Below are 26,547 nucleotides of genomic sequence, written 5' to 3'. Positions count from 1 at the left end.
CTCAGCCCAGCAGGACGTCGTCGTCGCCCAGGCGCTTCAGCTCCCGGTAGAGGATCGCGAGTCCGGTGACGATGGCGGCGGCGGACACGGCGGCGTCGATCAGCCGGAGCGTGTCGTGCTCCAGGCGGGCCTTCCGGGCCTGCTTGGCGACGCCGATGGCTCCGAACGCGGTGGCGGCCATGGACACGTACGTCCCGGTACGGGACTTCGTGAAGCCCTTGGCCTTCTGCAAGCTACTCACAGTGACGGTGCCTCCTCCAGCAGCGGGTGGCCCCAGCGTGCCACGAACGCCGCCTCGACGGCCGCACCCACCTGGTAGAGCCGTTCGTCCTTCATGGCGGGGGCGATGATCTGCAGACCGACCGGGAGACCGTCCTCCGGCGCCAGGCCGCAGGGCAGCGACATCGCCGCGTTGCCGGCCAGGTTGGTCGGGATGGTGCACAGGTCGGCGAGGTACATCGCCATCGGGTCGTCGGCGCGCTCGCCGATCGGGAAGGCGGTGGTCGGGGTCGTCGGGGAGACGATCACGTCGACCTGCTCGAAGGCCTTCTGGAAGTCCTGTGTGATCAGGGTGCGCACCTTCTGGGCGCTGCCGTAGTACGCGTCGTAGTAGCCGGAGGACAGGGCGTACGTGCCGAGCATGATCCGGCGCTTGACCTCGTCGCCGAAGCCCTCCTCGCGGGTCAGCGAGGTGACGTCCTCCGCCGAGCGGGTGCCGTCGTCGCCGACGCGCAGGCCGTAGCGCAGGCCGTCGAACCGGGCGAGGTTCGAGGAGCACTCGGACGGCGCGATCAGGTAGTAGGCGGAGAGAGCCAGGTCGAAGGAGGGGCAGTCGAGCTCGACGATCTCCGCGCCCAGCTCCTTCAGCAGCTGCACGGACTCGTCGAACCGCTGCACCACGCCGGCCTGGTAGCCCTCGCCGCGGAACTGCTTGACGACACCGACGCGCATGCCCGCGACCGAGCCGTTGCGCGCGGCCTCGACGACCGGCGGGACCGGGGCGTCGATGGAGGTCGAGTCGAGCGGGTCGTGGCCGGCGATGACCTCGTGCAGCAGCGCCGCGTCCAGGACCGTGCGGGCACAGGGACCGCCCTGGTCGAGCGACGAGGAGAAGGCGACCATGCCGTAGCGGGAGACGGCACCGTAGGTGGGCTTCACGCCGACCGTGCCGGTGACGGCGGCGGGCTGGCGGATGGAGCCGCCGGTGTCCGTGCCGATGGCGAGCGGGGCCTCGTACGAGGCGAGTGCGGCGGACGAGCCGCCGCCGGAGCCGCCGGGGATACGCGTCAGGTCCCAGGGGTTGCCGGTCGGGCCGTACGCGCTGTTCTCGGTGGAGGACCCCATGGCGAACTCGTCCATGTTGGTCTTGCCGAGGATGACGACGTCGGCCTCCTTCAGCCTGCGCGTCAGGGTGGCGTCGTACGGCGGGATCCAGCCTTCGAGGATCTTCGAGCCGACCGTGGTCGGGATGCCCTCGGTGGTGAAGATGTCCTTCAGCGCCAGCGGCACACCGGCCAGCGGGCCGAGCTTCTCGCCGCGCTCGCGCTTCTCGTCGACGGCACGGGCCTGGGCGAGGGCGCCGTCACGGTCGATGTGCAGGAACGCGTGGACCTTCTCGTCCACGGACTCGATCCGGGCGAGATGCGCCTCGGTGACCTCGACGGCGGTGAGGTCGCCGGAGGCGATCTTCGCGGCGATCTCCGCCGCGGTGAGCTTGATGATGGGGCTGTCCGTCATCGCTGGTCAGTCCTCCCCGAGGATCTGCGGCACCTTGAAACGCTGCTGCTCCTGTGCCGGGGCGCAGGAGAGCGCCTGCTCGGGGGTGAGCGACGGACGGACCTCGTCCGCGCGCATGACGTTGGTCAGCGGCAGCGGGTGGGAGGTCGGCGGTACGTCTCGGTCGGCGACCTCGGCGACGCGGGCGACCGCGCCGATGATGTCGTCGAGCTGTCCGGCGAAGTGGTCGAGCTCTTCGGCCTTCAGCTCCAGACGCGCCAGCCGGGCGAGGTGGGCGACCTCCTCGCGCGTGATGCCAGGCATGCAGCGATCCTCAGGGGTGAGTGTGATGGTTGTGGCCCAATCCTATGGGCCCGGCCGGGGTGCCCGCGAAACCCTTTGCCGCGGGACCGGGCCGGACCCGCGGCGGCGGCCGGCTCCGGGCGTGCGGCGGGGGCTCCTGCCAGCCGGCCCAGCCCGGCCCGGACCCGAGCGGACGGCGCCACCGTGCCGCCGGACCACGGGGCCACCGGGCACCGGCACCGGGCCCGCCAGGCCGCCGGGTACCGGGCACCGGGCTCACCAGGCCGCCGGGCACCGGGCTCACCAGCTCACCAGCTCACCAGGCCGCCGGGCTCACCGCCCACCCGGCCGGAGGAGCAGCTGCCCGCCTGGCCGCGACCGCTCAGTTCACCAGGCCCGACGGACGGTCCACCTCGGACGGGGCGGCGGGGAGCTCGCCCACCGGGCGGCGCCAGCCGTGCTCGCCCCGGGCCCGCAGCCAGGCCGTGGTCTCCTGCGGCGGCATCGCCGCCGCGACCAGCCAGCCCTGCACCGCGTCGCAGCCCAGGTCGCGCAGCCGCTCCCAGGTCTCGTCGTCCTCCACGCCCTCGGCGACCACGAGCAGTCCGAGGGAGTGGGCGAGGTCGACGGTGCAGCGGACGATCTCCGCGTCCTCGGCGTCGAACGCCAGCCGGGCGACGAACGACCGGTCGATCTTGAGCTCGCTGACCGGCAGCCGGCGCAGATGGACCAGGGAGGAGTAGCCCGTGCCGAAGTCGTCCAGCGACATCTTCACGCCGTGGCCGGTGAGCGCGGCGAGGGTGTCCCCGGCCCGCTGCGGGTCCTCCAGCAGCACATGCTCCGTGATCTCCAGCTGCAGCGCGCCCGCCGGGACGCCGTGCCGGGCGAGCCGTGCCGCGACGGAGCCGGCGAAGCCCGGGGTGTGGACGTCGCGCGGCGACACATTGACGGCGACCGGCACCTCGAGGCCCTGGGAGCGCCACCGGGCGACCTGGCCCAGCGCGGACTCCAGCACGTACTCGGTCAGATGCGGCATCAGCCCGGAGGACTCCGCGATGGCGATGAACTCGTCGGGGGGAACCCGGCCGCGGTCCGGGTGCACCCAGCGCACCAGTGCCTCCAGCCCCGCGACATGGCCGTCGAAGCGGACCTTCGGCTGGTAGTGGAGCTCCACCTCGCCCGCGTCCAGCGCCCGGCGCAGATCGCCGAGCAGTCCGAGCCGGTCCGGGGTGTTCGAGTCGCGCTTGGACTCGTACACCTCGACGCCCGTACGGTCGCGCTTCGCCTGGTACATCGCCACATCCGCCCGCCTGAGCAGCCCTTCGGCGTCCAGGGCGTGGTCGGGGAAGACGGCGAGGCCGGCGCTGGCCTCCAGCACCAGGGTGAGCCCGTCGAGGTCGAGCGGTGAGGACAGCTGGGCCACGAGGTGCCGGGCGACCCGCTGGGCACTGGTGGTCGAGTCGGTCGTGGGCAGCAGCACGGCGAACTCGTCGCCGCCCAGCCGCGCGGCCTCCGCTCCGCGTGGCAGTGCGAGCTTCAGCCGCTCGGCGATCTGGAGCAGCAGCCGGTCACCGGCGAGGTGACCGAGTGTGTCGTTGACCGAGCGGAACCGGTCGAGGTCGATCAGGACGAGAGCCGAGCGCGCCCCGACGCCCTCGGCCTCCTCCAGCGCGGTCCAGGTGCGCTCCAGCAGGCACTGGCGATTGGGGAGTTTGGTGAGCGGGTCGCGCAGCTGCTCCTCGGCGCGGGCACGGGCGATCCACAGCGTGGAGTCGAGGGCGATCAGCGGCACGGCGAACAGCGGCAGCAACACGGGCAGGGTGGCCGCCACGACGCAGATCAGCGGGGCGATGCCGAGCAGGGCGACGGCGACGAGCCCCTGCCGCATCAGGGCGGTGCGGGCGACGGTGGGCAGGCCGCTGCCCTGCGGCGCCAAGGCGTACCAGAGCAGCACCCGGGTGACGGCGATGTACGCGGCCGCGGCGAGCACCACCTCGGGGATCGCGTCCGGTCCCCACTGCAGGGGCTGCCAGGGGTACTCGACGGTCGGTGCCTCGCCGAACGCGGCGAGGACGAGTGCGGCCGCGCCGATGCCCAGGACGTCCACCGCGCCGTGCAGGGCGCCCTGCAGCAGGCGGTGCCGCCGCGCGGTGCCGACCAGCACCACCACGGCGAGGCTGACCATGGCCGCCGGAACCCAGCCGTACAGCAGCAGCACCGCGAGCGTCAGGGCGGCGCCGGAGCCGGTGCCGCCCCACCAGCGGTCGCGCCCGAGGGCGACCAGATGGCCGGCGATGACGGCGGTCAGTGCGGCGAGGGACCAGCCCTCGGTGCCCGAGGGGAAGAGCGCCCGGCCCTCCCGCAGGGCGCCGAAGAGCCCGGTGGCCAGGGTGAGTGCGGCGATGCCCGTGACGACGAGCGGCAGCGTCGACGCGATGCCCGCGACGAACGCGAGCCCCGCGAGACCACGCGGCCGTGAGACCGGGGCGGCGCTCTCGGTCGGTTCCATTCCCGTCCCTCTCACAGCCGGCGGTGCCGATGCCACGTGGTGGCTTCCGTGTCATGCGACCACGGCCGGAACCTCACCACGCGGCCGTGCACGACAGGCGCATACCTCAACAGTAGGCCGCGGCGGGCCCCGACGGGCAGCGCTCTACAGCTCTTGCCCGAATGCGACCCGGCCACCCTTATCCATCTGATATGCGCCGAACGAGTGATCCTGACGGGGAGTCGGTTCGTACAGCCGTGCTACTCCTCGATCGGTGCGGCCGCCTCGCGGGCCGCGTCCGGGCCCTGCTCGAGCAGGACCGCGAAGCCGTCCTCGTCCAGTACGGGCACCTTAAGTTGCATGGCCTTGTCGTACTTCGATCCGGGGTTGTCACCCACAACGACGAATGAGGTCTTCTTCGAAACGGAACCCGTCACTTTCGCTCCCCGGCTCTGGAGCGCGTCTTTTGCGCCATCTCTCGTGTACTTCTCGAGCGTTCCGGTGACGACGACCGTGAGCCCCTCGAGCGGGCGCGGCCCCTCGTCCTCGCCGGAGCCCTCCTCCTCCATCCGGACGCCCGCGGCACGCCACTTGCGGAGGATCTCGCGGTGCCAGTCCTCCTCGAACCACTGCTTCACCGAGGCGGCGATGGTGGGTCCCACTCCCTCGACGGCCGCGAGCTCCTCCTGGGAGGCCTGTTCGATGCGCTCGATCGAACGGAACTCACGGGCCAGTTCCTCGGCGGCGACGGGGCCCACATGGCGGATGGAGAGGCCGGTGAGGATGCGGGCCAGCGGCCGCCGCTTGGCGGCCGCGATGTTCTCCAGCATCGCCAGCGTGTTCTTCTTGGGCTCGCCCTGCTGATTGGCGAAGACGGTGACGATCTTCTCCTCGCCGGTCTTCGGGTCGCGCTTGGGGAGTCCGCTGTCCTGGTCCAGCACATACGCCTTGATGGGCAGCAGCTGCTCGACCGTCAGGTCGAACAGGTCGCCCTCGTCGGCCAGCGGCGGCTCGGCGGGCTCCAGCGGCTTCGTCAGGGCCGCCGCGGCCACATAGCCGAACGCCTCGACGTCCAGGGACTTGCGGCCCGCCAGGTAGAACAGCCGTTCCCGCAACTGGGCGGGGCAGCTACGGGCGTTGGGGCAGCGCAGATCGACGTCGCCCTCCTTCATCGGCCGCAGGGCCGTACCGCACTCCGGGCACTCGGCCGGCATGACGAACTCCCGTTCGCTGCCGTCCCGCAGATCGGCCACCGGGCCGAGGATCTCCGGGATGACGTCACCCGCCTTGCGCAGCACGACGGTGTCACCGATCAGGACGCCCTTGGCCTTCACCACGTCCTGGTTGTGCAGGGTCGCGAACTCGACCTCGGAGCCCGCCACCGTCACCGGCTCCACCTGCGCGTACGGCGTGACCCGGCCGGTACGGCCCACCCCGACGCGGATGTCGACCAGCTTGGTGTTGACCTCCTCCGGCGGGTACTTCCAGGCGATCGCCCAGCGCGGCGCCCGCGACGTCGAGCCCAGCCGGCCCTGGAGCGGGATCTCGTCCAGCTTGACGACCACCCCGTCGATCTCGTGCTCCACGGAGTGCCGGTGCTCGCCGTAGTACGCGATGAACTCCCGCACCTCCTCGAGGGAGTCCACCACCTTGTAGTGCCGGGCGGTCGGCAGGCCCCACTCGTGCAGGAGCTCGTACGCCTCCGACAGCCGGCTGATCTCCAGGCCGTCGCGCGCCCCGATCCCGTGCACCACCATGTGCAGCGGCAGGGTCGCGGTGACCTTGGGGTCCTTCTGCCGCAGCGAACCCGACGCGGAGTTGCGGGGGTTGGCGTAGGGCTGCTCACCGGCCGCGACCCGGCGGGCGTTGAGCTCCTCGAAGGCCTCCATGGGGAAGTAGACCTCGCCCCGGATCTCCACCAGATCGGGCACCCGCTCGCCCCGCAGGCGGACCGGGATGTCCGCGATCGTCCGCACGTTGGGGGTGATGTCCTCGCCGGTGCGGCCGTCGCCCCTGGTCGCGGCCCGGGTGAGCCGGCCCTTCTCGTAGGTGAGGTTGACCGCCAGGCCGTCGACCTTCAGCTCGCACAGGAAGCGGTACGCGGAGGTGCCGACCTCCTTGGCGATCCGGTCCGCCCAGGCCGCCAGCTCCTCCTCGTCGAAGGCGTTGTCGAGGGAGAGCATCCGCTCGCGGTGCTCGACGGCCGTGAACTCCGTCTCGTAGGCGACCGCGACCTGCTGGGTCGGCGAGTCGGGCGTACGCAGCTCCGGATGCTCCTCCTCCAGCGCCTCCAGGGACCGCATCAGCCGGTCGAACTCGGCGTCGCTGATGACCGGCTGGTCCTTCACGTAGTACCGGAAGCGGTGCTCCTCGACCTGCTCGGCCAGCCGGGCATGCTCGTCCCTCGCCTCCGCCGGCACCGGCCCCTGCTGTTCGACAGCCACCGTCACGTCCTCCCGTTACCTCAGCCCTCAGTCCATCACTCAGGGTTGTCCGCGAGCGATCTCGCCGCCCGGACGCAGTGCGCGAGGGCCGCACGGGCGTAGCCGGGCGAAGCACCCGCGAGCCCGCACGACGGGGTGATCACGACGGACTCGGCGAGAGTCCCCGGATTCAGCCCCAGCCTGCGCCACAGCGTCCTGACACCCATGACGCTACTAGCAGGGTCGGACAACGGGCCGTCGGTGGACGGCACGACGCCCGCCAGAAGTCTCGTACCCCCCTCTGCCGCCTCACCGATCGCATCGTCGTCACGCTCGGTGAGCAGTGCGAAATCGAACGAGATCCCGGCTGCACCGGCCCGGCGCAGCAGGGCGAACGGCACGTCCGGAGCGCAGGAGTGCACGGCCACCGGCACCCCGGCGGCGGCGACGACCTCCCGCAGCGCGCTCTCGACGAGCTGCCGGTCCACGGCGCGGTGCGTCCGGTACCCGCTGGCGGTCTTCACCCGGCCGGCCAGCACCGCCGTCAGGGAGGGCTCGTCGAGCTGCAGCACGGGGCGCGCGCCCGGTACCCGGCGCCGCACCTCGGCCAGGTGACCGCGCAGGCCCTCGGCGAGCGAGTCCGCGAGGTCCCGGCAGGCGCCGGGGTCGGCGAGTGCCGCCTCGCCGTTCCTGAGCTCCAGGGCGGCCGCGAGCGTCCACGGCCCGACGGCCTGGACCTTGAGCGGGCCCTGGTAGCCCTGGGCGAACTCCTCCAGCGCGTCCAGGTCCTCGCCGAGCCACGACCTGGCCCGCCGGGTGTCCCGGCCCGGCCGGTCACCGATCCGCCAGCCGCTCGGCTCGACGCGCGCGTACAGCTCCACCAGGAGTCCCGCGGTCCGGCCGATCATGTCGGCGCCGGGGCCGCGGGCGGGCAGCTCGGGCAGGTGGGGGAAGTCCTCGAAGGACCCGGTCACGGTCTTCGCGGCCTCGCGGGCGTCCCCGCCGGGCAGCGAGCCGACTCCGGTGGCGGGGCCCCACACGGCGCCGCTCACCGCCCCGGCCGGACGGTGAGGTCGTGGATGTCGGCGTCGCGCGGCAGGTCGAGGGCCGTGAGGATCGCCGTCGCCACCGACTCGGGGTCGATCCACCGCGACGGGTCGTACTCCTTGCCCTCCTGCCGGTGGACCTTCTCCTGCATGGGGCTCGCGGTCCGGCCGGGGTACACCGAGGTGACCCGGACGCCGTGCTCCTTCTCCTCGTGCCGCAGCGCGTCGGCCAGTGCCTTGAGACCGTGCTTGGAGGCGGCGTAGGCGCCCCACTCGGCGTGGGCGTTGAGCCCGGCACCCGAGTTGACGAAGATCACCGCGCCCCGGGAGACCCGCAGTTGGGGCAGCAGCAGCCGGGTGAGCTCCGCCGGGCTCACCAGGTTCACGTTGAGCTGCGCCAGCCATGTCCTGGGCGTGAGGTCGGCGATCCGGCCCAGGTCCACGACGCCCGCGATGTGCAGCAGCGAGTCGACCCGCTCGGGCAGCGTCTGGTGCGAGAACGCCCAGGAGAGCCGGTCGGGCGTGCCGAGGTCGCCGACGAGGGTGCGGGAGCCGGGGTAGGCCCGGACCAGTTCCCGGGCGCGGCCCGCGTCCCGGGCCAGCAGCACCAGGTCGTCGCCGCGCTCGTGCAGCCGGCGCGCGACGGCCGCGCCGATGCCGGAGCCCGCTCCGGTGATCAGATGGGTAGCCATACCGGCCATGCTCGCATCACCGCACCCGCGCGTTCCTCCCGAGGTGGGGGGCGGGCAGCCCACCGGGTCCCCGGCGAAGAAGACCAGGTCGGTCAGGGGCACCGGCAGGAAGCCCTCGTCGTCCATGCGCTGGAACTGCTGCTCAGCCCGTCGTGGAACCCGCCGTGCAGGGCAGCACCACCGGCTTGGCCGTGAAGTGCGGCTTGGTGCCGACCACCTCGAAACCGTCCGTCCGGGTGCTACGTGCCCTCGGTGCCGACGCCCACACTGGCCAGGAGCCGCCACACATCGCTCGAAGGATCACGCTTGAGCGGATCGCATCCTGGCGCATGTCCTGTGCGGCGGGTCCAGTCCTCGTACGGCTCGGTGCGCGGCGCCGGGATCGGGGTGAGGTCCGCGTGCCTGGCCGAGCACTCTCCGTACGGGCAGAGCGAGACCAGCTTCCGCGCGTTGCGCACGGCTGTCCTCTCCCGGTCGAGGAGTGCCCGGCCTCGCTGCCCGCCGAGGCCTTTGCCCCTGTCACCGGACTGCTGGTCGTACCCCTCGTACCCCTTGGCATCCTTGTGCCCGCGCAGACGTTTGAGGACCTCTCTGCTGAACCCGTTCTCCTGACTGGTGAACTGCTGGAAGTGGAGGAGAAGCCACAGCTCGAAGGAAGGGTGGGAGAGCGCGACCTGAACACCGTTCCTGTGCGCCCTGTGCATGGCCCGCGGGATCTCGCCCTCCCTCGCGTCGCCTGCGTCTCGGTCGAAGAAGGCCCACTTCTCGTCCCCGGGACCTGCCACTGCCAGTACCTGATCGACGACCTGCTCCGGACGGAGCCCGTTGTCGTGGCCCGGATGGCAGAAGTGCAGCCGGAACCGACTGCCGTCGCGCTCGCCGTAGGTGTCGTTGAGTAAGGCGATGTAGTCGCGCTCGGTCTTGGCGCCCTCCGCGGCCACGTAGATCACGCGCCGTGACCGGTCACCGTACGAGGAGACCGGGCGCCGCAGCATGCCCGCGCCGTCGGGGCGGTTGCGGCGCCGTCCGCGGCCTGGGGCGTCGCGCTGTCCTCTGGTGGTCACGCTGTGGCCTTCCGCCCCTCTTCGACCAATGCCAGCTGCCGGGCGACCTCGCCGGTGGTGATGCGCGGGATTCCGCCGTAGTGGCCGTGCAGGTACCGGCGCTCGAGGTTCTCGTCGTTGCGGATCTTTCGGGCGGCGGTGAGCGGGTAGAGCTCGGTCTCTCCGGTGCCGCTCTTCAATGTGATCCACACCTGGTCACGATCGAGCGGCCGTTCGGCGACGGAGGGCCCGAGCAGCGTCGCGTCATGTGTCGTGAAGATGAGCTGCGCCGTTCGCGGATTGGATTCGCGGTCCTGGAAGAGCCGGATGACCTCGGCAGCGAGGAGCGGATGCAGGCTGGAGTCCAGCTCGTCGGCAAGCAGGGTGCCGCCCTGGTCGAGGACGTGGAGGAGCGGGCCGAGGAAGGCGAACCAGGCATGGGTGCCGAGCGATTCCTGTTTCCAGAAGTCGAGCGGCTTGTCCCGACCGTCCGAGGCGCGGTGCAGCAACTGAGGATCACCGGTGTCGGCGTCGACGCTGACATCCGTGATGCCCAGATCGGCGACTCTGAGCAGGGTGACGAAGCGCTTCCGCATGTCGTCGTCGGCGGTGTGCATCAGGAGGTTGCGAGCCCAGCGAGTGCGCGCTTCGACGTCCTGTCCCGCCGTCACGAGCCACAGGTTGTCCCGGAACCAGCGGTGCACTGCGGTCAGCTGCGGATGGTTCATGGCGGCAGCCACCGTGAGGAACAAGGAGTTCGGGCGGGTCAGGGCCACGTAGCTCTCCTTGGGTCCGCGCAGTCCCGAGCCGCGGAAGACGAATTCATCGCCCCCGTCGGCCGGTCGCCCCGCATCCCGGTCGAACCACTCCTGTTTCCGCCCGGACGGATAGGCGTGCAGCCACTCGGCCTCGACCCTTTCGTCCGAGAGTTCGAAGCCGTACGTGTAGCGCACGCGTTTGCCCCGGCTGCCGAGCAACAGGTCGACCTCGAAGAGGCTGGTCTCCTCACGGGCCTCGTCAGCGAGCGTGAACGGTTCCCGGGGCACGCCGCCGTCCTTGTCCCACTCGGCGAAGGACTCGCGCACGGCCTTGCGCATGAACCGCATGGCGGAGAGCAGGTTCGACTTGCCCGAAGCGTTCGCACCGAAGATCCCGACCGCTGGCAGGCAAGACACCTGCTTGCCCTCGGAACGGACACCGGTGTCCCGGCCGGTCCGCTCATTGAGCTCGGTCGCGACGAGCGACAGCTCCTGTTCATCGCGAATCGACCGATGATTGGCCACTCGAAAGCTGAGCAGCACAGCGGACCTCCTTGTGAGGCGGTTCGCGGATCGCCCCTAGCTCAGTTGCGTACGGGTAACCCGTACGAAAGAGCCTATGACGCGGACGAGGCTGGCGCCACTGCCACGTCACCTCGAGTGACAAGCCGGCCCGAAGCGGCCCGGCAGCGGTGCGCGTGTCCCTGCCCTACGACCGGATCCGGCGCCGACGGCACGGCGGCACGGCGCGCTGCGTGGTCTCAGGCCGTGACCGTGCTCGGCCGGCGCGTCGTCGAGGCGATCGTCGCCGAGCCGACCACGCGGGTGCCGTCGTACAGCACGATCGCCTGGCCGGGGGCGACCCCGCGGACGGGTTCGGCGAACGCCACCCGCAGCTCGCCGCCGACCAGCTCGGCCGAGACCTCCGTCTCGCCGCCGTGGGCGCGCAGCTGCGCCGTGTACGTGCCGGGGCCGGAGGGTGCCGTGCCGCACCAGCGGGGCCTGACCGCGGTGAGCGCGGAGACCTCCAGGGCCTCGGCCGGGCCGACGGTGACGGTGTTGTCCACCGGCGAGATGTCCAGGACGTAGCGCGGCTTGCCGTCGGGCGCGGGGTGGCCGATGCGCAGGCCCTTGCGCTGGCCGATGGTGAAGCCGTACGCGCCGTCGTGGGTGCCCAGCTTGGTGCCGGACTCGTCGACGATGTCGCCCTCCGCCCTGCCGAGCCGCTTCGCCAGGAACCCCTGGGTGTCGCCGTCGGCGATGAAGCAGATGTCGTGGCTGTCGGGCTTCTTCGCCACCGCCAGTCCGCGCCGCTCGGCCTCCGCGCGGATCTCGTCCTTGGTGGTGAGGGTGTCGCCCAGCGGGAACATGGCGTGGGCGAGCTGCCGCTCGTCGAGCACGCCGAGCACATAGGACTGGTCCTTGGCCATGTCGCTCGCGCGGTGCAGTTCGCGGCCGCCGTCCTCGCGCTCGACCACGGTCGCGTAGTGGCCCGTGCACACGGCGTCGAAGCCCAGGGCGAGGGCCTTGTCGAGCAGCGCCGCGAACTTGATCTTCTCGTTGCAGCGCAGGCAGGGGTTGGGGGTGCGGCCCGCCTCGTACTCCGCGACGAAGTCCTCCACCACGTCCTCGCGGAACCGCTCGGCGAGGTCCCAGACGTAGAACGGGATGCCGATGACGTCAGCGGCGCGGCGGGCGTCGCGCGAGTCCTCGACGGTGCAGCAGCCGCGCGCGCCGGTGCGGAACGACTGCGGGTTCGCCGAGAGTGCGAGATGCACCCCGGTCACGTCGTGGCCCGCTTCGGCGGCCCGGGCGGCGGCGACGGCGGAGTCCACGCCGCCGGACATGGCGGCGAGGACGCGGAGGGGGCGCTGGCGAGTCTCAGTCATAGCCCTATCAGGGTACGGGGCGCCGGGAACCGAAAGCCCGCGAGTGAGCGTTCGGGAGGTGACGGGGTGCGGAAGAGGGGTGGCATGGGCGGCAGGAAGGCAGAGCGCGGCGTCGGCAGGCGGGCCGTGCTGATCGGCGGTGGGGCAGCCCTCGTCGGGGCGGGTGTGGTGGCCCGGGACGAGCTGGGGCGGCTGTGGTGGCGGCTGCCCGGCACGGAGAAGCCGCGGGTGGAGGGTGAGCTGGACCACGCGGGCGCGGTGTGGACGGCGGCCTCCGGGGCGAACTGGCGGCGGGCCGACCGGCCCGACGACTACACCATCGACCGGGTGGTGATCCATGTCGTCCAGGGCAGCTACCGCACGGCCCTGAAGGTGTTCAAGGACCCCGGCCACGGCGCCGCCACGCACTACGTGGTGGGCGGGGACGGGCGGGTCGCGCAGATGATCCGCGAGCTCGACGTCGCCTTCCACGCGGGGAACCGGGACGTCAACGAGCGGAGCATCGGCATCGAGCACGAGGGCTTCGTCGACCGTCCCGAGGACTTCACGGACGCGATGTACGCCTCGTCGGCCCGGCTGACGGCCGGCATCTGCGCGCGGTACGGGATCCCGGTCGACCGGGAGCACATCATCGGCCATGTCGAGGTGCCGGGGACCGACCACACCGACCCGGGCCCGCACTGGGACTGGGACCGGTACATACCGATGGTGCGGCAGGCGGCGGCCCGGCCGTCGCCGGGGACGACCCGGCTCTAGCGTCGCCCGGGGCGGCGTGGCTCCGGCGTCGCCCGGGGCGGCGTTGTTCCGGCGTCGCCGGTGACGGCGCGCCTCCAGCCGGCTCTAGCTGAGGCCCGCGGCGCGGGCCCGCTCCACGGCGGGCCCGATCGCCCTGGCGACGGCCTCGACGTCCTCCGCGGTGGAGGTGTGGCCGAGGCTGAAGCGGAGCGTGCCGCGGGCCAGGTCCGGGTCGGTGCCGGTGGCGAGGAGGACGTGGCTGGGCTGGGCGACGCCGGCCGTGCAGGCCGAGCCGGTGGAGCACTCGATGCCCTGGGCGTCCAGGAGCAGCAGCAGGGAGTCGCCCTCGCAGCCGGGGAACGTGAAGTGGGCGTTGGCCGGGAGCCGGTCGTCCGGGTCACCGCCGAGGATCGCGTCGGGCACGGCCTCGAGGACGGCCTGGACGAGCCTGTCGCGCAGGGCGCCGATGTCGCGGGCGAAGTCCTCGCGGCGCTCGGCGGCGATCCGGCCGGCGACGGCGAAGGCGGCGACGGCTGGGACGTCCAGCGTCCCGGAGCGCACATGGCGTTCCTGGCCGCCGCCGTGCAGCACGGGCACGGGGGTGTGCTCGCGGCCCAGCAGCAGCGCGCCGATACCGTACGGGCCGCCGATCTTGTGGCCGCTCACGGTCATGGCGGCCAGGCCGGAGGCGGCGAAGCCGACGTCGAGCTGACCGACGGCCTGGACCGCGTCGGAGTGCAGCGGGACACCGAACTCGGCTGCCGTGTCGGCGAGTTCGCGGACCGGCATGACGGTGCCGATCTCGTTGTTGGCCCACATGACGGTGGCCAGCGCCACGTCGGAGGGGTCGCGCCCAAGGGCCTCCCGCAACGCCTCCGGGTGCACCCGGCCGACGGCGTCGACGGGCAGGTACTCGACGTTCGCGCCCTCGTGCTCGGCGAGCCAGTGCACGGCGTCGAGGACGGCATGGTGCTCGACGGGGCTGGCGAGTACCCGGGTGCGGCGCGGGTCGGAGGCTCGCCGGGCCCAGTAGAGGCCCTTGACGGCGAGGTTGTCCGCCTCGGTGCCGCCGGAGGTGAGGACGACCTCGCTGGGGCGCGCCCCGAGCGCCTCGGCGAGGGTCTCACGGGCCTCCTCGACGGTACGGCGGGCCCTGCGGCCCGCTGCGTGCAACGACGAGGCGTTGCCGGTGACGGCGAGCTGGGCGGTCATCGCCTCGACCGCCTCCGGAAGCATCGGAGTGGTCGCGGCGTGGTCGAGGTAAGCCATGGTGGACACGATTCTACGAGCCGCCCGGAGCCCGGCTTCCGCCCCGGGGGCCGGGCGGGTCAGCCGGCCGGACTCCAGACGACCATGCCGTCGCCCACCACGAGCACGGCGAGTACGGCGAGGTCGGCGATGCCGAGCGCCAGCCCCAGGAGGGCCCGTCCGCGCCGGGCGGTGCCGCGCCGCAGCGCGAGGCCGGCGAGGACGACGGCGACGGGCCCGAGCACGATGTTCATCACGAGCAGCCCGACCAGACCGAGGACGAACGACGCGACGGCCATGCCGTCGGCGTCACGCGTACCGGTGAACCGGCGGGCGGGTGCGGCGAGTTGCACGGCGATCCCTCCCCGGATCAGCGGGCGGTCCGGCGTGCGTGGCGCTCCCGCACGGCGAACACGAGCAGCCAGCCGGCGATGACGGCGGCGGCCACGCCGGACAGGGGCAGCGGGACATGGGCCACGGCACCCAGGAGGACGCCCAGTAAGGCGACCGCGGCGACGAGGGCGATCATCTTCCTCGACCTTCCTTTCGCAGGGAAATCGGGAGCCGGCCCGGAGCCGGACCCCCGGGAGATTCAGAGTACGACTGTTCACTGACTACCCGGTCCAGGGTTTCGCACACCAGAGGACGGCGCTTTACTGCTTGCCATGAGTCACAGCGTCGGCGTCCGCCAGGCCCAGAAGTTGAAGACCCGTCAGGCGCTGCTGGACGCCGCCCTGCGACTGCTGGAGCACCAGAGCCTGAGCAGTCTCGGACTGCGCGAGCTGACCCGGGCCGTCGGTGTGGCACCGACGGCGTTCTACCGCCACTTCCCGGATGTGGCCGGGCTCGGCGTGGCCCTGGTCGAGGAGACGCTGGGCAGTCTGCACGGGCTGATCGGGGCGATCCTCGCGGAGACCGGCGACGCCGAGGTGCGGATCGCGCGGACCGTGGAACTCATCGCCCGTCATGTACGGGAGCAGCCCGCCCACTTCCGCTTCATCGCGCGCGAGCGGCACGGCGGCGTCGGGCCGGTGCGCGCGGAGATCGCCGCCCAGTTCGACGCCTTCACCGCGGAGGTGGCGGCGGCGCTCGGGCGCGAGCCGGTGTCGGCGGGCTGGAGCGAGGAGGATCTGCACATGCTGGGCGGCCTGTACGTGGAGCACATGGTGATGACGGCCTCGGCGTTCCTCTCGGCCCGGGAAGCACGCGAGTCCGGCGCCCCCGAGGCACCCGGCGAGGAGCAGGTCGCCCGTACGGCCCGCGACCGCCTCCGGCTGGTGTCGCTCGGCCGTCTGCACTGGGCGGGACGCGACCCCGACCCCGGACACTGACGGCACGGGCCCCGGCGCCCCCGGCCCGGCGCCGCTCCCTGACCCCGACCCGGCGCCGCTCCCTCGGCTCGTCCCCACCCGGGCGCGGGCGGGGCCCGGCGGCGGGCGCGCCCTCCCTACTCGCCCCCGGCGGGACGCCCCTCCCCCGCCATGAAGCGCCATACGAGGCCGTGCCCCAGCACCACCAGCAGGATCAGCAGAACCGCCTCCGCCTGGATCGGTGCGAGACCGATCACACCCGCGATCTCGGGCACGACCCCCACCACCGCGATCAGGACGTAGAACAGCGCCGCCGCCCCCATGATCACGGCCAGTACGGGGGAAGACCCGTCCCTGCGCCCCTGGGCGAGGAGCCGCAGGGTGGACACACAGCCGATCACGGCGAGCAGGGCGAAGCTCGCCCGCCAGACCCCGGGCGTGGACGCGCCGCCGACCTGGGCGAACAGCCCCATCAGCGCCGGCAGCAGGAACGAGAGGTAGACGCCCCCGACGATGCGGCGCAGGGCGGGCCGGCGCAGCCAGTCGTCGTGCCCCTGGACCACGTTCCACCAGAGACCGACGAGCGTGAAGCAGGTGGCCGCGAACAGGGCGTAGAACGTGCTGACATCCATCCGGCCTCCTGCGTCGGGGCGGCCACGCCGTGGCCCGGGTCCGCGCCGGGGTGACCACCACGTGCGCCCGGCACGGGATCCGCGGGACGCGGACCGTCCGGTGACACATCCCGCCCCGGCGTGGGCGAGCGTCCCATGCCGGCGGAGCCGTCCCGGAGCACCGACACTCCCCGGCCACCCGGGCGGGCGCGGGAGCGTGTCATGGCGCCGGCCGGGAGAGACGCTGGCGGTGCGGTGGCGGCGGACGGCGGGAGGACGGCAGGGACGCCGGCCGGATGCGGCCCGGCCGGCGTCCCTGCCCGTGAACCGAGGGATCAGCCGCGTGATCAGCCGTGCAGCCGTGATCAGCCGCGCTCAGCCGCGCGCGAGCGGCGCCTTCGCCAGCTGGCGGGACTGGGCGACGAGACGGCCCGCGCTGTCCCAGACCTCGGCGTCCTCCTCCAGGAAGCCGCCCGCGAGATTGCGGGTGGTGATGGAGACGCGCAGCAGACCCGGTGCCGGGCGGCAGCGGATGTGGGTGGTGAGCTCGACGGTCGGTGTCCAGCCGGTGAGACCCAGGTCGAAGGCGGTCGGCGGGAGCGCGTCGACGGTGAGCAGCAGGGAGAGCGGGTCGGCGTCCCGGCCGTCGGCGAGTCCGAACCAGCCCCGGACCTCGCCCTTGCCCGAGGGCGCCCCGACCGCCCAGCCGACGGTGGCGGGGTCGAGCTTGATGTTCAGCCGCTCGGTGATGGCGGAGGAACCCGGGATCGGCGCCGGACCGTCGGACGGGCCGAGGCAGTCCCGGTAGGCGGGGATGGCCGGGGGCAGGGCGGTCGTCCTGACCTCCCCGGGCAGTGCGTCCAGGTCGCCGTAGGTGGCGAGGACACGGATGCGCTCCACCTCGGTGCCGTCCTCCGCGTACTGGAAGAGGGACGCCTGGCCGGTGGAGAGGGTGCGGCCGGTACGGATCGTCTCGGTGCGGATCACCGCGGGGCCGGGCGCGGAAGGAGTGAGGTAGTGCGCCGAGACCGTGAACGGGTCGGAGTGCGGGAGGGCGTCGCCGAGGGCGCGTCCGAGCAGCGCCAGCAGATAGCCGCCGTTGACGGCGGTGATGATCGTCCAGCCCGCGGAGAGCTCCGCGTCGTAGACGCCGGGTACGCCGGGGTCCCGGAGGGCGACAGCGGTGTCGCGGTCGAACTCGCTGTTGCCGATGGTTGCCTGTGCCACCTGTGCCATGACCGAACCGTACAACAGACAAGTACTAAGCGGTAGCTTTGCCGAAGCCCTCGTTGCCCGGCTCGGTCGCGGTGGACCGGCGGTTCCAGGCACGCGGCGCCCGCCAGTGGAACCGCATCGCGAGCAGGCGCACGGAGAAGGCCGTCAGTGCGGCGACTCCGCTGGTCAGCCCGTTGAGCGCCTCGAAGCGGATGAACAGCGCGACCATGGTGGCACCCACGATCGCGGGAACGGCGTACAGGTCGCGGTCCCAGCGCAGCAGGGAGGGCACCTCGTTCGCGAGGACGTCGCGCAGCACACCGCCGCCGACCGCCGTCGCGAGCCCGAGCGTCGCGGAGGCGGTCAGACCGAGGCCGTACTCGTACGCCTTGGTCGTGCCCGTGACGGCGAACAGCCCCAGACCGGCCGCGTCGAACACGTTGACCGAGCCCTGGATCCGCTCGACCTCGGGATGGAGGAAGAAGACCAGCACCGTCGCCACCAGCGGCATCAGGAAGTAGCCGAGATCCGTGAACGCGGCGGGCGGGACGGCGCCGATGACCAGGTCACGGAAGAGTCCGCCGCCCAGCGCGGTGACCTCGGCGAGCACCGCGATGCCGAAGACGTCGAAGTTCTTCCGCACGGCGAGCAGGGCGCCGGAGATGGCGAAGACGAAGATGCCGGCGAGATCGAGAGCGTGTTGGACGGAGGGGGTGAACAGTTCCTGGAGCACCGGCCAATTGTGCCGCCTCCGGAACGGGAACCCGCCCGGGCCCCGACCAGGACGCGGGCCGGGTGGCCCGCGTCCCGGTGGGTGTCGCTATGTGCTCGCGGGAGCCTCCGAGGTCTTCTCCGACGAGGTCTTCTCCCCCGACGAGGCCTTCTCCCCGGAAGCCGCGTCCTTCCCCGTCCTGCCGCCGGAAGTCACCCCGGAGGCCCCGGCGTCCGACCCGCCACCGGACGGCCCCTGCGCTTCTGCGTCGGCGGACGGCTCCGACGCCTCCCCGGCGCGGGACGGGTTACCGCCACCGGACGCGTTACCGCCGCCCGACGCGTCTCCGCCACCGGACGCGTCGGCCGCCCCGGCGTCCCCGTCCGCCGTCCCGGCCCGGGGCGGCGGCACCGCGCCCCCCGAGCCGTTCTCCGCGCCGTTCTCCGCGCCGTTCTCCGCGTCGGACTCCGCGTCGGCGTCCACGACGCCCTCGCGGACCGCCGGGACGACCTCGCCCGAGGTGCGGGCGATCTCGCCCGACGCGATCTCCGCCGCGAAGTGGCAGGCCACCCGGTGACCGCCGCCGAGGTCCCTCAGTTCGGGGCGCTCCGTGGCGCACCGGGTGTCCTGCTTCCACGGGCAGCGCGTGTGGAAGCGGCAGCCCGCGGGCGGGTTCGCCGGGGACGGCAGGTCGCCCAGCAGCAGAATGCGCTCGCGGCGGTCCTCCACCTCCGGGTCCGGCACCGGTACCGCCGACATCAGCGCCTTGGTGTAGGGGTGCTTGGGCCCCTCGTAGAGCGCGTCGCTCGGAGCCTCCTCCACCAGGGAGCCGAGGTACATGACCCCGATGACGTCGGAGATGTGCCGGACGACGGCGAGGTCGTGGGCGATGACCAGGTACGTCAGGCCCATCGCCTTCTGAAGCTCCTCCAGCAGGTTGACGACCTGCGCCTGGATGGAGACGTCCAGCGCCGAGACCGGCTCGTCGCAGATGATCACGTCCGGTTCGAGCACCAGGGCGCGCGCGATGCCGATGCGCTGGCGCTGGCCGCCGGAGAACTCGTGGGGGTAGCGGGACAGGGCGTTCCCGGGAAGGCCCACCTTCGCCAGGATCTCCTTGATCTTCTCCCGGCGCTCCTCCTGGTTCGCGCCGATACCGTGCGCGGCCATGCCCTCGGACAGGATGGACTCGATGTTCTGCCGGGGGTTCAGGCTGCCCAGCGGGTCCTGGAAGACCATCTGGAGCCGCCGGCGGAACGAGCGCATCTCCCGCTCGGGAAGCTGTGCCACGTCCGTGCCGTCGAGGACGACCCGGCCGTCCGTGACGTCGACGAGCCGCAGCACCGCCCGCCCGAGCGTGGTCTTGCCGCAGCCGGACTCGCCGACGAGCCCGTACGTCTGGCCGGCCTCGACGGACAGCGAGACGCCGTCCACGGCGTAGACGTGCCCGACCGTGCGGTCGAAGAGGATGCCCTTCTTGACGGGGAAGTGGACCTTCACTCCGTCGAGTTCGAGCAGGCTCATGCCGGGACCTCCGTCGTGGCCAGGACCGGGTTGACGCAGCGGGCCTGGTGCCCGGCCTCGCGGGGTTCGGTCAGTTCGGGCGTACCGGTCAGGCAGCCCATCTCGTAACGGTCGCAGCGGGGTGCGAAGGCGCAGCCCTCGGCCCAGGCGATCTGGTCGTTGATGGACCCGCGAATGGGGTGGAGCGGCTCGCCGCGCGGTGCGTCGAGCCTCGGGATGGAACCGAGCAGACCGTGGGTGTACGGGTGGGTCGGGTGCGCGAACAGCTCCCGCCGCCCGGAGGACTCCACGACCTTGCCCGCGTACAGCACATTGACCTGGTCGCAGAGCCCGGCGACGACCCCCAGGTCATGGGTGATCATCAGCAGGGCGGTGCCCTCCTGGTCGACGAGTTCCTTGAGCAGTTCGAGGATCTGCGCCTGGATGGTGACGTCCAGCGCGGTGGTCGGCTCGTCGGCGATGAGCAGCCGGGGCGCGCAGGCCACGGCCATGGCGATCAGCGCCCGCTGCCGCATACCGCCGGAGAGCTGGTGCGGGTACTCCCTCAGCCGCCGGTCCGGGTCGGGGATACCGACCCGGTCCAGCAGGTGCGCGGCCTCCTTGCGGGCGGCCTCGCCCTTCATACCGCGGTGGCGCTTGAGGATCTCGGTCACCTGGACGCCGATCGGGACGACCGGGTTCAGCGAGGACAGCGGGTCCTGGAAGATCATCGCCAGTTTGCTGCCGCGCAGGTCCCGGATCTTGCCGGGGGTCATCGCCAGCAGGTCGGCGCCCTCGAAGTCGGCCCGTCCGCCGAGGGTCACGCCCTTGCGCGGGAGCAGCCCCATCAGGGCGAGCGAGGTCACGGACTTCCCGCAGCCCGACTCGCCGACGAGTCCGACGACCTGGCCCTCGTCCACGGAGAAGGAGACCCCGTTGACGGCTTTGACGGTGTTGTCCTTGACGGCCTCGGCCGTCTGTTCCCCGACGGCCTCGTCGCCGTTGACCGCCGGGACGGCCTCGACGCCTTCGACCGCCTTGGCCGTCTCGACCGCCTTGGCGGCCTTGCGGCCGCGACCGCCGAAGGTGACGGTGAGTTCGTCCACATCGAGCAGTGGCATGACATCAACCTCGCAGCTTCGGGTCGAGGGCTTCGCGCATGGCCTCGCCGAGCAGGGTGAAGCCCAGGGCGGTGACGATGATGGCGACCGCCGGGTACATCGACATCATCGGCGCGTTGTCGAAGAAGCGCTGCGCCTGCGAGAGCATGACGCCCCACTCCGGGACGGCCGGGTCGGGGTTTCCGAGACCGAGGTAGGACAGGGCGGCGGCCTCGATGATCGCGGTGGCGAGACTGAGGGTGGCCTGGACGATCACCGGGCTCAGCGAGTTGGGCATGATCTGGGTGAGCACGATGCGCCGCTTGCGGATGCCGAGGGACCGGGCGGCCAGCACGTAGTCCTTGCCGCCCTGGGCGAGCATCGAACCGCGCAGCAGCCGGGCGAAGATGGGGATCTGCACCACACCGACGGCGATCATCACCGTGGTCAGCGACTGCCCCAGCACCGCGGCGACGGAGACCGCCAGCAGCAGCGACGGCAGCGCCAGCATGATGTCGGTGACCCGCATGACGACGTCGTCCAGGCGCTGTCCCGCGCGCCCGCCGAGAGTGGCCGCCGCGCCCGACACGACGCCCACCAGGGCCCCGAGCACCAGGCCGATCAGCATCGACACCACGCCGACCAGCAGCGTCTGCCGGGCTCCCACGAGCATGCGGGAGAACATGTCGCGGCCCAGGTGGTCCAGGCCGAACAGGTTCTCACCGCGGGCGCCGACGAACCTGCCCTGGTTGGCGAAGACCTCGCCGCGCCAGGTCTGCGCCGTCGGGGCGTACGGGGCGAGCCAGGGGCCCACGATCGCGACCACGACGAACGCGGCGATGACGATCGCGCCGATGATCGCCATCTTGCTGCCGCGCAGCCGGCGGAAGGCCTCCCGCCAGAGGCTGGCGCCGCTGGACGTCTCCTTCTTCGCGGTGAGCTCCGCGAGCCGGTCGATCTTCGATGTCTTGGTGGTAGCCAGGCTCATCAGTGCACCCGCACCCTCGGATCGATGACGCTGTACGCGAGATCCACCAGCAGGTTGATCAGGACGTACACCATCGCGATGAACATGATGAAGCCCACGAGCACCGGGTAGTCACGGGCGTCGATCGCGTCCCGGATGAAGGAGCCGATGCCGCCGAAGGAGAACACCGACTCGGTGAGCACCGCTCCCGAGAGCAGGCTGCCGGTGAGCAGGCCGACCGCGGTGACCACGGGCAGCAGCGCGTTGCGCAGGATGTGGCGGCCCCGGACGGTCCTCCGCTCCAGGCCCTTGGACTCGGCGGTGCGGACGTAGTCCTCGCCGAGGACCTCCAGCACGCTGGCGCGGGTCATGCGCACGATGACGGCGAGCGGGATGGAGGAGAGCGCGAGCGCGGGCAGCACCAGGTGCATGATCGCGTCCCACGAGGCGTCGATCTCACCGGTGAGGACGCCGTCGAGGACGGCGAAGCCGGTGACGCTGGTGGCGTCGACTCCGGTGGTCAGACGGCCGAAGGTCGGGAAGAGACCGAGGTTGACGGCGAAGATGCCCTTGAGGATCAGGGCGAGGAAGAAGACCGGGATGCAGATCCCGACGAGCGACCCGGAGACCGCGGCCACGTCGAGCCAGCCGCCGCGCCTGCGGGCGGCGAGATAGCCGAGCGGAATGCCGACCGCCACGGCGATCAGCATGGCCGCGACGCTCAGTTCGACCGTCGCGGGGAACCGGAGGACGAACTCGTCCCACACCGGCTGCCCCGTCTGGGTGGAGGTGCCGAGGTCGAGTTCGAAGATGCGCTTGAGGAAGCGTCCGTACTGGACGTGGAGAGGCTGGTCGAGTCCGAGCGCCCGGTTGATGCGCGCCACTTCGGCTTCGGTCGCCCGCTCGCCCAGGATCGCTGAGGCGGGTCCGCCGGGCAGTCGGTTCAGCCAGAGGAAGAGCAGAACCGACAGGCCGAGCAGGGTGGGTATCAGCTGTAGCAGCCGTCGTACGACGAGTCGCAACACCCCGCGTGCCCCTTTCTTGCGTGTGTTGTACGAGTGGTACGGGATTGGGATGCGGGTCCGCCCGGCCACGAGTGCTCCGTGGCCGGGCGGACCTGACGCGGTGTGCTACTTGAAGGAGACCTCGGCGAAGTTCTCCTGCGTCAGCGGGGAGACGTTCGGCGGGTTCACGTTCTTGCCGAAGGCGATGGCCGGCGGCGAGGACGAGATCGGGAGCCCCGGCAGGTACTCCATGATCGTCTCATTGGCGTTCTTGTACGCGTCGACGCGCTTGGCGGGGTTCGCCTCCTTCGACGCGGCGTTCACGGCGTCGAAGACCTTCGCCTCGTCGAAGCCCCACTGCTTGTCCTTCTTCGCGAACCAGGTCCCGATGAAGTTGAAGCCGTCGTTGAAGTCACCGGTCCAGCCCAGCATGTGCAGGGAGCAGGAGCCCGCCTCGGTGGCGTCCAGGTAGTCCGGGGCCCACTTCATCGGCTTCGGGGTGATCTTGATACCGGCCTTCTCCAGGTCGGCCTTCATCAGCTCGAAGATGTCCTGCGGGGCGGGCATGTACGGGCGGGTGACCTCGGTCGGGTAGCAGAAGTCGAGCGAGAGGCCCTCCTCCTTGGCCCCGGCCAGCAGCGACTTCGCCTTCGCCGTGTCGAACGGGTACTGCTTCACGTTCTCCGAGAAGCCGTCGACGGTGTCCGGCATGAACTGGGTCGCGACCTTGCCGCCCTCGGGGAGCTGGGTCTTGACAATGTTCTCCCGGTCGATGGCGTGCGCGATCGCCTGACGCACCTCGGGCTTCTTCAGCGCCGGGTTCTTCCCCTGGGTCATGCCGAGGTAGAAGAGGTTGAAGACGTCACGGGTCGGCACCGTGAAGCCGGCGCTCTCCAGGGTCTTGATGTCGGCGGGAGCGACCAGGTCGTAGCCGTGGATGTCACCGGCCTGCAGCGCCTGACGCCGGCCGTCCTCGGTGCTGATCGTACGGAAGACCAGGTTCTTCACCTTGGCCTTGTCACCCCAGTAGTCGTCGAAGCGTTCGAGGGTGACTTCCTTGTTGCCCTTGTTCCACTTCGCGATCCGGTACGGGCCGGTGCCGGCGACCGTGCCGGCCTCCTGGCTGTACTTGGGGTAGGTGATCGCGTCGCCCTTGGAGGTCGCCTGCTGCTTCTTGTACTCCTCGAGCGACTTCGGGGAGTGGATCGCGAGGGCCTGGAGGGAGAAACCACCGGGCAGGTTCGCCGAGGGCTCGTTGACCTCGATGACCGCCGTGTTGTCGTCCTTCGCGGTGCAGGACTTGTAGTTCGCCTTCGGAGCCTCGGGGTCCTCGTTCTTGGCGAACCCGCCCATGATCTTCCGCCAGTAGTACGACACGGCGTCCAGCTGGTACGTGCCCGTCCAGTTGAACCAGTGGTCGTAGTTGGCGCACACCGCGGCGGCGTTGAACGCCTCACCGTCGTGGAACTTCACGCCCTGGCGCAGGTTGAACGTCCAGACCGTGCCCTCGGGGTTGCTGGACCACTTCTCCGCGAGACCTCCGACCAGCTCGCTGCCGCCGGACTCGTGCTCCAGCAGCGCCTCGAAGGCCTGACGGGTGACACGGAAGGTCTCGCCGTCGCTGGCGAGGGCCGGGTCCAGGGAGCCCGGGTCACCCGGTGCGCCGAAGACAAAGGTGTCCTTGTCGCCGCCCTTGTCGCCGTCCTTGCCGCGCTCACTCGCACAGCCGGTGGCGACGAGGCCGACCGCGACGGCCGCTGTGATCACTTTGACGGCTCTGGACTTGAATATTGGCATGGTCCACCCCTGGAATCCGCCTGTGGAGGAGGTCTTGACCGGCCGAACACTACAGACGAGTCCCGAACGGGAGAACAGTCCGCATAGCGGTGATGCACAGTCGAGACCCGGACAGTCGCCAAAACGGCTCGATCCGGGACATCGGGCCTCACCCCGTCGACTTCCCGGGCCCCCGGCGCCGTTGGCCCGGTGCGCGGTGCGGCCCCGGACGGGCCGTCAGGGCGCTCGCCTGGGCCGAGGGGGCTCGCCGGGCCGAAGGGGCTCAGCGGGGGCCGAAGGGGCTCGCCTGGCCGAAGGGGCTCAGCGGGACTGGGCGGGCGGGTAGCCGTAGCCGGGCTGCCGGGGAGGACCGGCGTGGGCCTCCCGGTCGTAGAACGGTCGGGTGCTGGCCCTCAGCCACATGGCGACCGGGTCGTAGTCGTCGGACATCGCGACGGTGGACACCGGAAGACCGTCCGGGACGGCGGCGATCGACTGCTGCATCATGGCGCGCACGGACTCGACGGACTGCCGGCCCGTGTCGTAGAGATCGAGGCCGATGGCCAGGTACGGAGCGCCCAGCGACGGCTGCACCCAGGCCCTGCGCAGCGACCGGACGACCGGGGTGCGGTGTGCGTTCTGTGTGAGCAGCGCGTAGAACTGGGGGATCTCGATGGCCGGTTCCGTCAGCCGCAGGGGCCCGGCGGGCATCCGGTCGAGGCCGGTGGCGATCCGGCGCAGATCGGGCCAGGGGATGCCGACGCCCCCACCCGGCGCGTGCGGGTTGAGCCAGATGCCCCAGCGGTCGGGGAAGAGGGCACGGGCCACGTCGGCGCCGGCGACCACCTCGTGGGCCCTGGTCCAGCCGGACGCGGAGAGCTCCTCGGCCGAGGTGACGCAGGGCGCGTACCCGAGGCCGTCCACCTCCATGTTGCCGTACTGGGCGTCGGGAGAACCGGCCTGGCCGTGCCAGAGCAGCATCCACACCCGGCCGTCGGCGAGGGCCTGGAGCAGCGCCTCGTACGCGTCGTAGCGCCCGGGCGTCACCTGGCGCAGCATGTGCTCGACCTGCCCGGCCGCCGCGGTGCCTGACGCACTCACTCTGGGTCCCGCCCCTCTTCGATCCGCCGTTCCCTCGCGCCGCCCTGGGCACGCGAGTGCGGCAACCCCGTCATCAAACCAGCTTATGCGGCCGTACCGACACCAACGTGACCTCTACGCGTACTGCCGGGTGTAGAAGGGCCGGACCCTGGTGAGCATCCAGTCGCCGACGGGGTCCTGGGCGATGTCGAGCAGCACCAGGTTGACCGGCCACTTCACGGCGACCCGGCCGAGGGCACGGCCGAGGGCGTCCATCGGGGCGGCACGGTCGGGGTCGTCGAAGGCGGAGAGCTGGACGCCGACGAACAGCACCGGCGGGCCGCCCTCGATGCTGGCCAGGATCCTGCGGGCGGTCTGGACGACCCGGGTCGACTCGAACTCCCCGGCCGCGGCGGCGAGGAAGTCGACCGGCTCCTCCTGCCAGTCCGGCTCGAAGAGCCTGACCCGGCCGCCGCTCGCCGCGCCCCCTCGCTCGTGGCTCCCGGCAGCGGAGGTGCCGCCCAGCGGCCCGGAGCCCATCCGGCACAGCTCGGCCACGGCGGGCGGCGGCAGCGGCACGCCGACGGCGCCGCCGGGGTTCACGGCGATGCCGAGCTGCGGGGGCAGCCCCCGGGCGAACTCGACGGCGGGCGCGACGGTGCCGGACATGTGGTCGCCCGCTCCGAGGCGGAACTGCTCCTGGGAGCTGAAGACGGGGACGTAGGGGATGCCGTCCATCTCGACCGTGGGCAGGTCGAGGCTGGCGCTGTCGGGGCCGCCGCCGTTGGGCAGCGGCACCCACACGGAGCTGCGCCCCAGCACCTCCACGAGCCGCCCCCCGGCCGAGGGGTTCCCGACCGATGCGGCCAGCACCTCTTCGAGCTCATTGGCGGGCCATGTCGTGTCCACTGCGATCCCTGCTTCCCCC

Annotated in this window: 25 protein-coding genes; 2 read left to right on the top strand and 23 right to left on the bottom strand. The window is 71.7% G+C overall.

Annotated elements, in window-relative coordinates; all coding sequences use genetic code 11:
- Position 1: 1 nt before the first annotated feature.
- The 10 genes from DDW44_RS21580 to mnmA all read right to left on the bottom strand — a co-directional run bounded on the left by DDW44_RS21580 (position 2) and on the right by mnmA (position 12,358).
- Complete coding sequence (locus DDW44_RS21580; protein ID WP_026165109.1) at positions 2–241, bottom strand: hypothetical protein; 240 nt, start codon at positions 239–241, stop codon at positions 2–4.
- Positions 238–1,737, bottom strand: coding sequence for an Asp-tRNA(Asn)/Glu-tRNA(Gln) amidotransferase subunit GatA (gene gatA, locus DDW44_RS21575; RefSeq protein WP_108907425.1), 1,500 nt, complete (start codon positions 1,735–1,737; stop codon positions 238–240). Before gatA ends, DDW44_RS21580 begins: the two co-directional genes overlap by 4 nt.
- Before the next feature lie 6 nt (positions 1,738–1,743).
- Positions 1,744–2,040 (bottom strand): Asp-tRNA(Asn)/Glu-tRNA(Gln) amidotransferase subunit GatC, encoded by a 297-nt coding sequence (gatC, locus tag DDW44_RS21570; RefSeq protein WP_017946771.1) that lies wholly within the window; start codon positions 2,038–2,040, stop codon positions 1,744–1,746.
- A gap of 361 nt (positions 2,041–2,401) precedes the next feature.
- Complete coding sequence (locus DDW44_RS21565) at positions 2,402–4,528, bottom strand: putative bifunctional diguanylate cyclase/phosphodiesterase (protein ID WP_108907424.1); 2,127 nt, start codon at positions 4,526–4,528, stop codon at positions 2,402–2,404.
- Positions 4,529–4,767: 239 nt separating this feature from the next.
- Positions 4,768–6,951 carry an NAD-dependent DNA ligase LigA gene (gene ligA / locus DDW44_RS21560; protein WP_017946773.1) on the bottom strand — a complete coding sequence of 728 codons (2,184 nt, stop codon included), beginning with the start codon at positions 6,949–6,951 and terminating at the stop codon, positions 4,768–4,770.
- A gap of 35 nt (positions 6,952–6,986) precedes the next feature.
- Positions 6,987–7,982, bottom strand: coding sequence for a methionine synthase (locus DDW44_RS21555; RefSeq protein ID WP_108907423.1), 996 nt, complete (start codon positions 7,980–7,982; stop codon positions 6,987–6,989).
- Positions 7,979–8,677 carry an SDR family oxidoreductase gene (locus tag DDW44_RS21550; protein ID WP_017946775.1) on the bottom strand — a complete coding sequence of 233 codons (699 nt, stop codon included), beginning with the start codon at positions 8,675–8,677 and terminating at the stop codon, positions 7,979–7,981. The genes DDW44_RS21555 and DDW44_RS21550 overlap by 4 nt, the downstream gene beginning before the upstream one ends.
- A 230-nt stretch (positions 8,678–8,907) precedes the next feature.
- Complete coding sequence (locus DDW44_RS21545) at positions 8,908–9,732, bottom strand: RloB family protein (protein ID WP_146207038.1); 825 nt, start codon at positions 9,730–9,732, stop codon at positions 8,908–8,910.
- On the bottom strand, positions 9,729–11,012 hold the full coding sequence (locus DDW44_RS21540) for an AAA family ATPase (RefSeq protein ID WP_108907421.1): 1,284 nt from the start codon (positions 11,010–11,012) through the stop codon (positions 9,729–9,731). The genes DDW44_RS21545 and DDW44_RS21540 overlap by 4 nt, the downstream gene beginning before the upstream one ends.
- A gap of 218 nt (positions 11,013–11,230) precedes the next feature.
- Positions 11,231–12,358 (bottom strand): tRNA 2-thiouridine(34) synthase MnmA, encoded by a 1,128-nt coding sequence (mnmA, locus tag DDW44_RS21535; protein ID WP_108907420.1) that lies wholly within the window; start codon positions 12,356–12,358, stop codon positions 11,231–11,233.
- A gap of 84 nt (positions 12,359–12,442) precedes the next feature.
- Here mnmA and DDW44_RS21530 point away from each other — a divergent pair, with 84 nt between their 5' ends.
- On the top strand, positions 12,443–13,114 hold the full coding sequence (locus tag DDW44_RS21530; protein WP_018891305.1) for an N-acetylmuramoyl-L-alanine amidase: 672 nt from the start codon (positions 12,443–12,445) through the stop codon (positions 13,112–13,114).
- Between the two features lie 84 nt (positions 13,115–13,198).
- Here the strand turns inward: DDW44_RS21530 and DDW44_RS21525 are convergent, their stop codons facing one another.
- The 3 genes from DDW44_RS21525 to DDW44_RS32140 are packed head-to-tail and all read right to left on the bottom strand — an operon-like array spanning position 13,199 to position 14,870.
- The gene (locus DDW44_RS21525; RefSeq protein ID WP_026281885.1) at positions 13,199–14,362 is read right to left on the bottom strand and encodes a cysteine desulfurase family protein; all 1,164 of its coding nucleotides are present in this window, start codon (positions 14,360–14,362) and stop codon (positions 13,199–13,201) included.
- 59 nt (positions 14,363–14,421) lie between these two features.
- Positions 14,422–14,694 (bottom strand): DUF4190 domain-containing protein, encoded by a 273-nt coding sequence (locus DDW44_RS21520; protein ID WP_108907419.1) that lies wholly within the window; start codon positions 14,692–14,694, stop codon positions 14,422–14,424.
- 17 nt (positions 14,695–14,711) lie between these two features.
- Entirely contained in the window at positions 14,712–14,870 is a 159-nt protein-coding gene (locus DDW44_RS32140; protein WP_167455519.1) for a hypothetical protein, read from the bottom strand.
- Between the two features lie 136 nt (positions 14,871–15,006).
- On the opposite strand from DDW44_RS32140, the gene DDW44_RS21515 reads away from it, so the two are divergent.
- Positions 15,007–15,672 carry a TetR family transcriptional regulator gene (locus tag DDW44_RS21515; protein WP_108907418.1) on the top strand — a complete coding sequence of 222 codons (666 nt, stop codon included), beginning with the start codon at positions 15,007–15,009 and terminating at the stop codon, positions 15,670–15,672.
- A gap of 116 nt (positions 15,673–15,788) precedes the next feature.
- Here DDW44_RS21515 and DDW44_RS21510 read toward each other — a convergent pair whose 3' ends face one another.
- From DDW44_RS21510 to DDW44_RS21465, 10 genes are all read right to left on the bottom strand, one after another.
- Positions 15,789–16,283: a hypothetical protein gene (locus tag DDW44_RS21510; RefSeq protein ID WP_018891310.1), complete on the bottom strand. Its 495-nt coding sequence runs from the start codon at positions 16,281–16,283 to the stop codon at positions 15,789–15,791.
- Positions 16,284–16,637: 354 nt separating this feature from the next.
- Positions 16,638–17,498: a thioesterase family protein gene (locus DDW44_RS21505; RefSeq protein ID WP_167455518.1), complete on the bottom strand. Its 861-nt coding sequence runs from the start codon at positions 17,496–17,498 to the stop codon at positions 16,638–16,640.
- Positions 17,499–17,523: 25 nt separating this feature from the next.
- The gene (locus DDW44_RS21500) at positions 17,524–18,210 is read right to left on the bottom strand and encodes a trimeric intracellular cation channel family protein (protein WP_018891312.1); all 687 of its coding nucleotides are present in this window, start codon (positions 18,208–18,210) and stop codon (positions 17,524–17,526) included.
- Between the two features lie 87 nt (positions 18,211–18,297).
- Positions 18,298–19,713, bottom strand: coding sequence for an ABC transporter ATP-binding protein (locus tag DDW44_RS21495; protein ID WP_108907416.1), 1,416 nt, complete (start codon positions 19,711–19,713; stop codon positions 18,298–18,300).
- Entirely contained in the window at positions 19,710–20,813 is a 1,104-nt protein-coding gene (locus DDW44_RS21490; protein WP_108907415.1) for an ABC transporter ATP-binding protein, read from the bottom strand. The genes DDW44_RS21495 and DDW44_RS21490 overlap by 4 nt, the downstream gene beginning before the upstream one ends.
- Positions 20,814–20,817: 4 nt before the next feature.
- Positions 20,818–21,780 (bottom strand): ABC transporter permease, encoded by a 963-nt coding sequence (locus DDW44_RS21485; protein ID WP_027735150.1) that lies wholly within the window; start codon positions 21,778–21,780, stop codon positions 20,818–20,820.
- On the bottom strand, positions 21,780–22,784 hold the full coding sequence (locus DDW44_RS21480) for an ABC transporter permease (RefSeq protein ID WP_026281886.1): 1,005 nt from the start codon (positions 22,782–22,784) through the stop codon (positions 21,780–21,782). The genes DDW44_RS21485 and DDW44_RS21480 overlap by 1 nt, the downstream gene beginning before the upstream one ends.
- A 105-nt stretch (positions 22,785–22,889) precedes the next feature.
- Positions 22,890–24,560, bottom strand: coding sequence for an ABC transporter substrate-binding protein (locus DDW44_RS21475; RefSeq protein WP_026281887.1), 1,671 nt, complete (start codon positions 24,558–24,560; stop codon positions 22,890–22,892).
- A gap of 300 nt (positions 24,561–24,860) precedes the next feature.
- The gene (locus DDW44_RS21470; RefSeq protein WP_108907414.1) at positions 24,861–25,640 is read right to left on the bottom strand and encodes an enhanced serine sensitivity protein SseB C-terminal domain-containing protein; all 780 of its coding nucleotides are present in this window, start codon (positions 25,638–25,640) and stop codon (positions 24,861–24,863) included.
- Between the two features lie 114 nt (positions 25,641–25,754).
- On the bottom strand, positions 25,755–26,528 hold the full coding sequence (locus DDW44_RS21465; RefSeq protein WP_108907413.1) for an enhanced serine sensitivity protein SseB: 774 nt from the start codon (positions 26,526–26,528) through the stop codon (positions 25,755–25,757).
- Positions 26,529–26,547 lie beyond the last annotated feature (19 nt).

The sequence above is a fragment of the Streptomyces tirandamycinicus genome (genome assembly GCF_003097515.1).
Taxonomy (GTDB): domain Bacteria; phylum Actinomycetota; class Actinomycetes; order Streptomycetales; family Streptomycetaceae; genus Streptomyces; species Streptomyces tirandamycinicus.
This window is presented reverse-complemented; position numbering and strand designations above follow the sequence as displayed.

Excerpts from the sequence above, each read along its gene's own strand:
- gatA (WP_108907425.1), bottom strand. The coding sequence starts at position 1,737 with ATGACGGACAGCCCCATCATCAAGCTCACCGCGGCGGAGATCGCCGCG.
- gatC (WP_017946771.1), bottom strand. The coding sequence starts at position 2,040 with ATGCCTGGCATCACGCGCGAGGAGGTCGCCCACCTCGCCCGGCTGGCG.
- DDW44_RS21565 (WP_108907424.1), bottom strand. The coding sequence starts at position 4,528 with ATGGAACCGACCGAGAGCGCCGCCCCGGTCTCACGGCCGCGTGGTCTC.
- DDW44_RS21550 (WP_017946775.1), bottom strand. The coding sequence starts at position 8,677 with ATGGCCGGTATGGCTACCCATCTGATCACCGGAGCGGGCTCCGGCATC.
- mnmA (WP_108907420.1), bottom strand. The coding sequence starts at position 12,358 with ATGACTGAGACTCGCCAGCGCCCCCTCCGCGTCCTCGCCGCCATGTCC.
- DDW44_RS21530 (WP_018891305.1), top strand. The coding sequence starts at position 12,443 with ATGGGCGGCAGGAAGGCAGAGCGCGGCGTCGGCAGGCGGGCCGTGCTG.
- DDW44_RS21525 (WP_026281885.1), bottom strand. The coding sequence starts at position 14,362 with ATGGCTTACCTCGACCACGCCGCGACCACTCCGATGCTTCCGGAGGCG.
- DDW44_RS32140 (WP_167455519.1), bottom strand. The coding sequence starts at position 14,870 with ATGATCGCCCTCGTCGCCGCGGTCGCCTTACTGGGCGTCCTCCTGGGT.
- DDW44_RS21515 (WP_108907418.1), top strand. The coding sequence starts at position 15,007 with ATGAGTCACAGCGTCGGCGTCCGCCAGGCCCAGAAGTTGAAGACCCGT.
- DDW44_RS21510 (WP_018891310.1), bottom strand. The coding sequence starts at position 16,283 with ATGGATGTCAGCACGTTCTACGCCCTGTTCGCGGCCACCTGCTTCACG.
- DDW44_RS21505 (WP_167455518.1), bottom strand. The coding sequence starts at position 17,498 with ATGGCACAGGTGGCACAGGCAACCATCGGCAACAGCGAGTTCGACCGC.
- DDW44_RS21495 (WP_108907416.1), bottom strand. The coding sequence starts at position 19,713 with ATGAGCCTGCTCGAACTCGACGGAGTGAAGGTCCACTTCCCCGTCAAG.
- DDW44_RS21490 (WP_108907415.1), bottom strand. The coding sequence starts at position 20,813 with ATGCCACTGCTCGATGTGGACGAACTCACCGTCACCTTCGGCGGTCGC.
- DDW44_RS21485 (WP_027735150.1), bottom strand. The coding sequence starts at position 21,780 with ATGAGCCTGGCTACCACCAAGACATCGAAGATCGACCGGCTCGCGGAG.
- DDW44_RS21475 (WP_026281887.1), bottom strand. The coding sequence starts at position 24,560 with ATGCCAATATTCAAGTCCAGAGCCGTCAAAGTGATCACAGCGGCCGTC.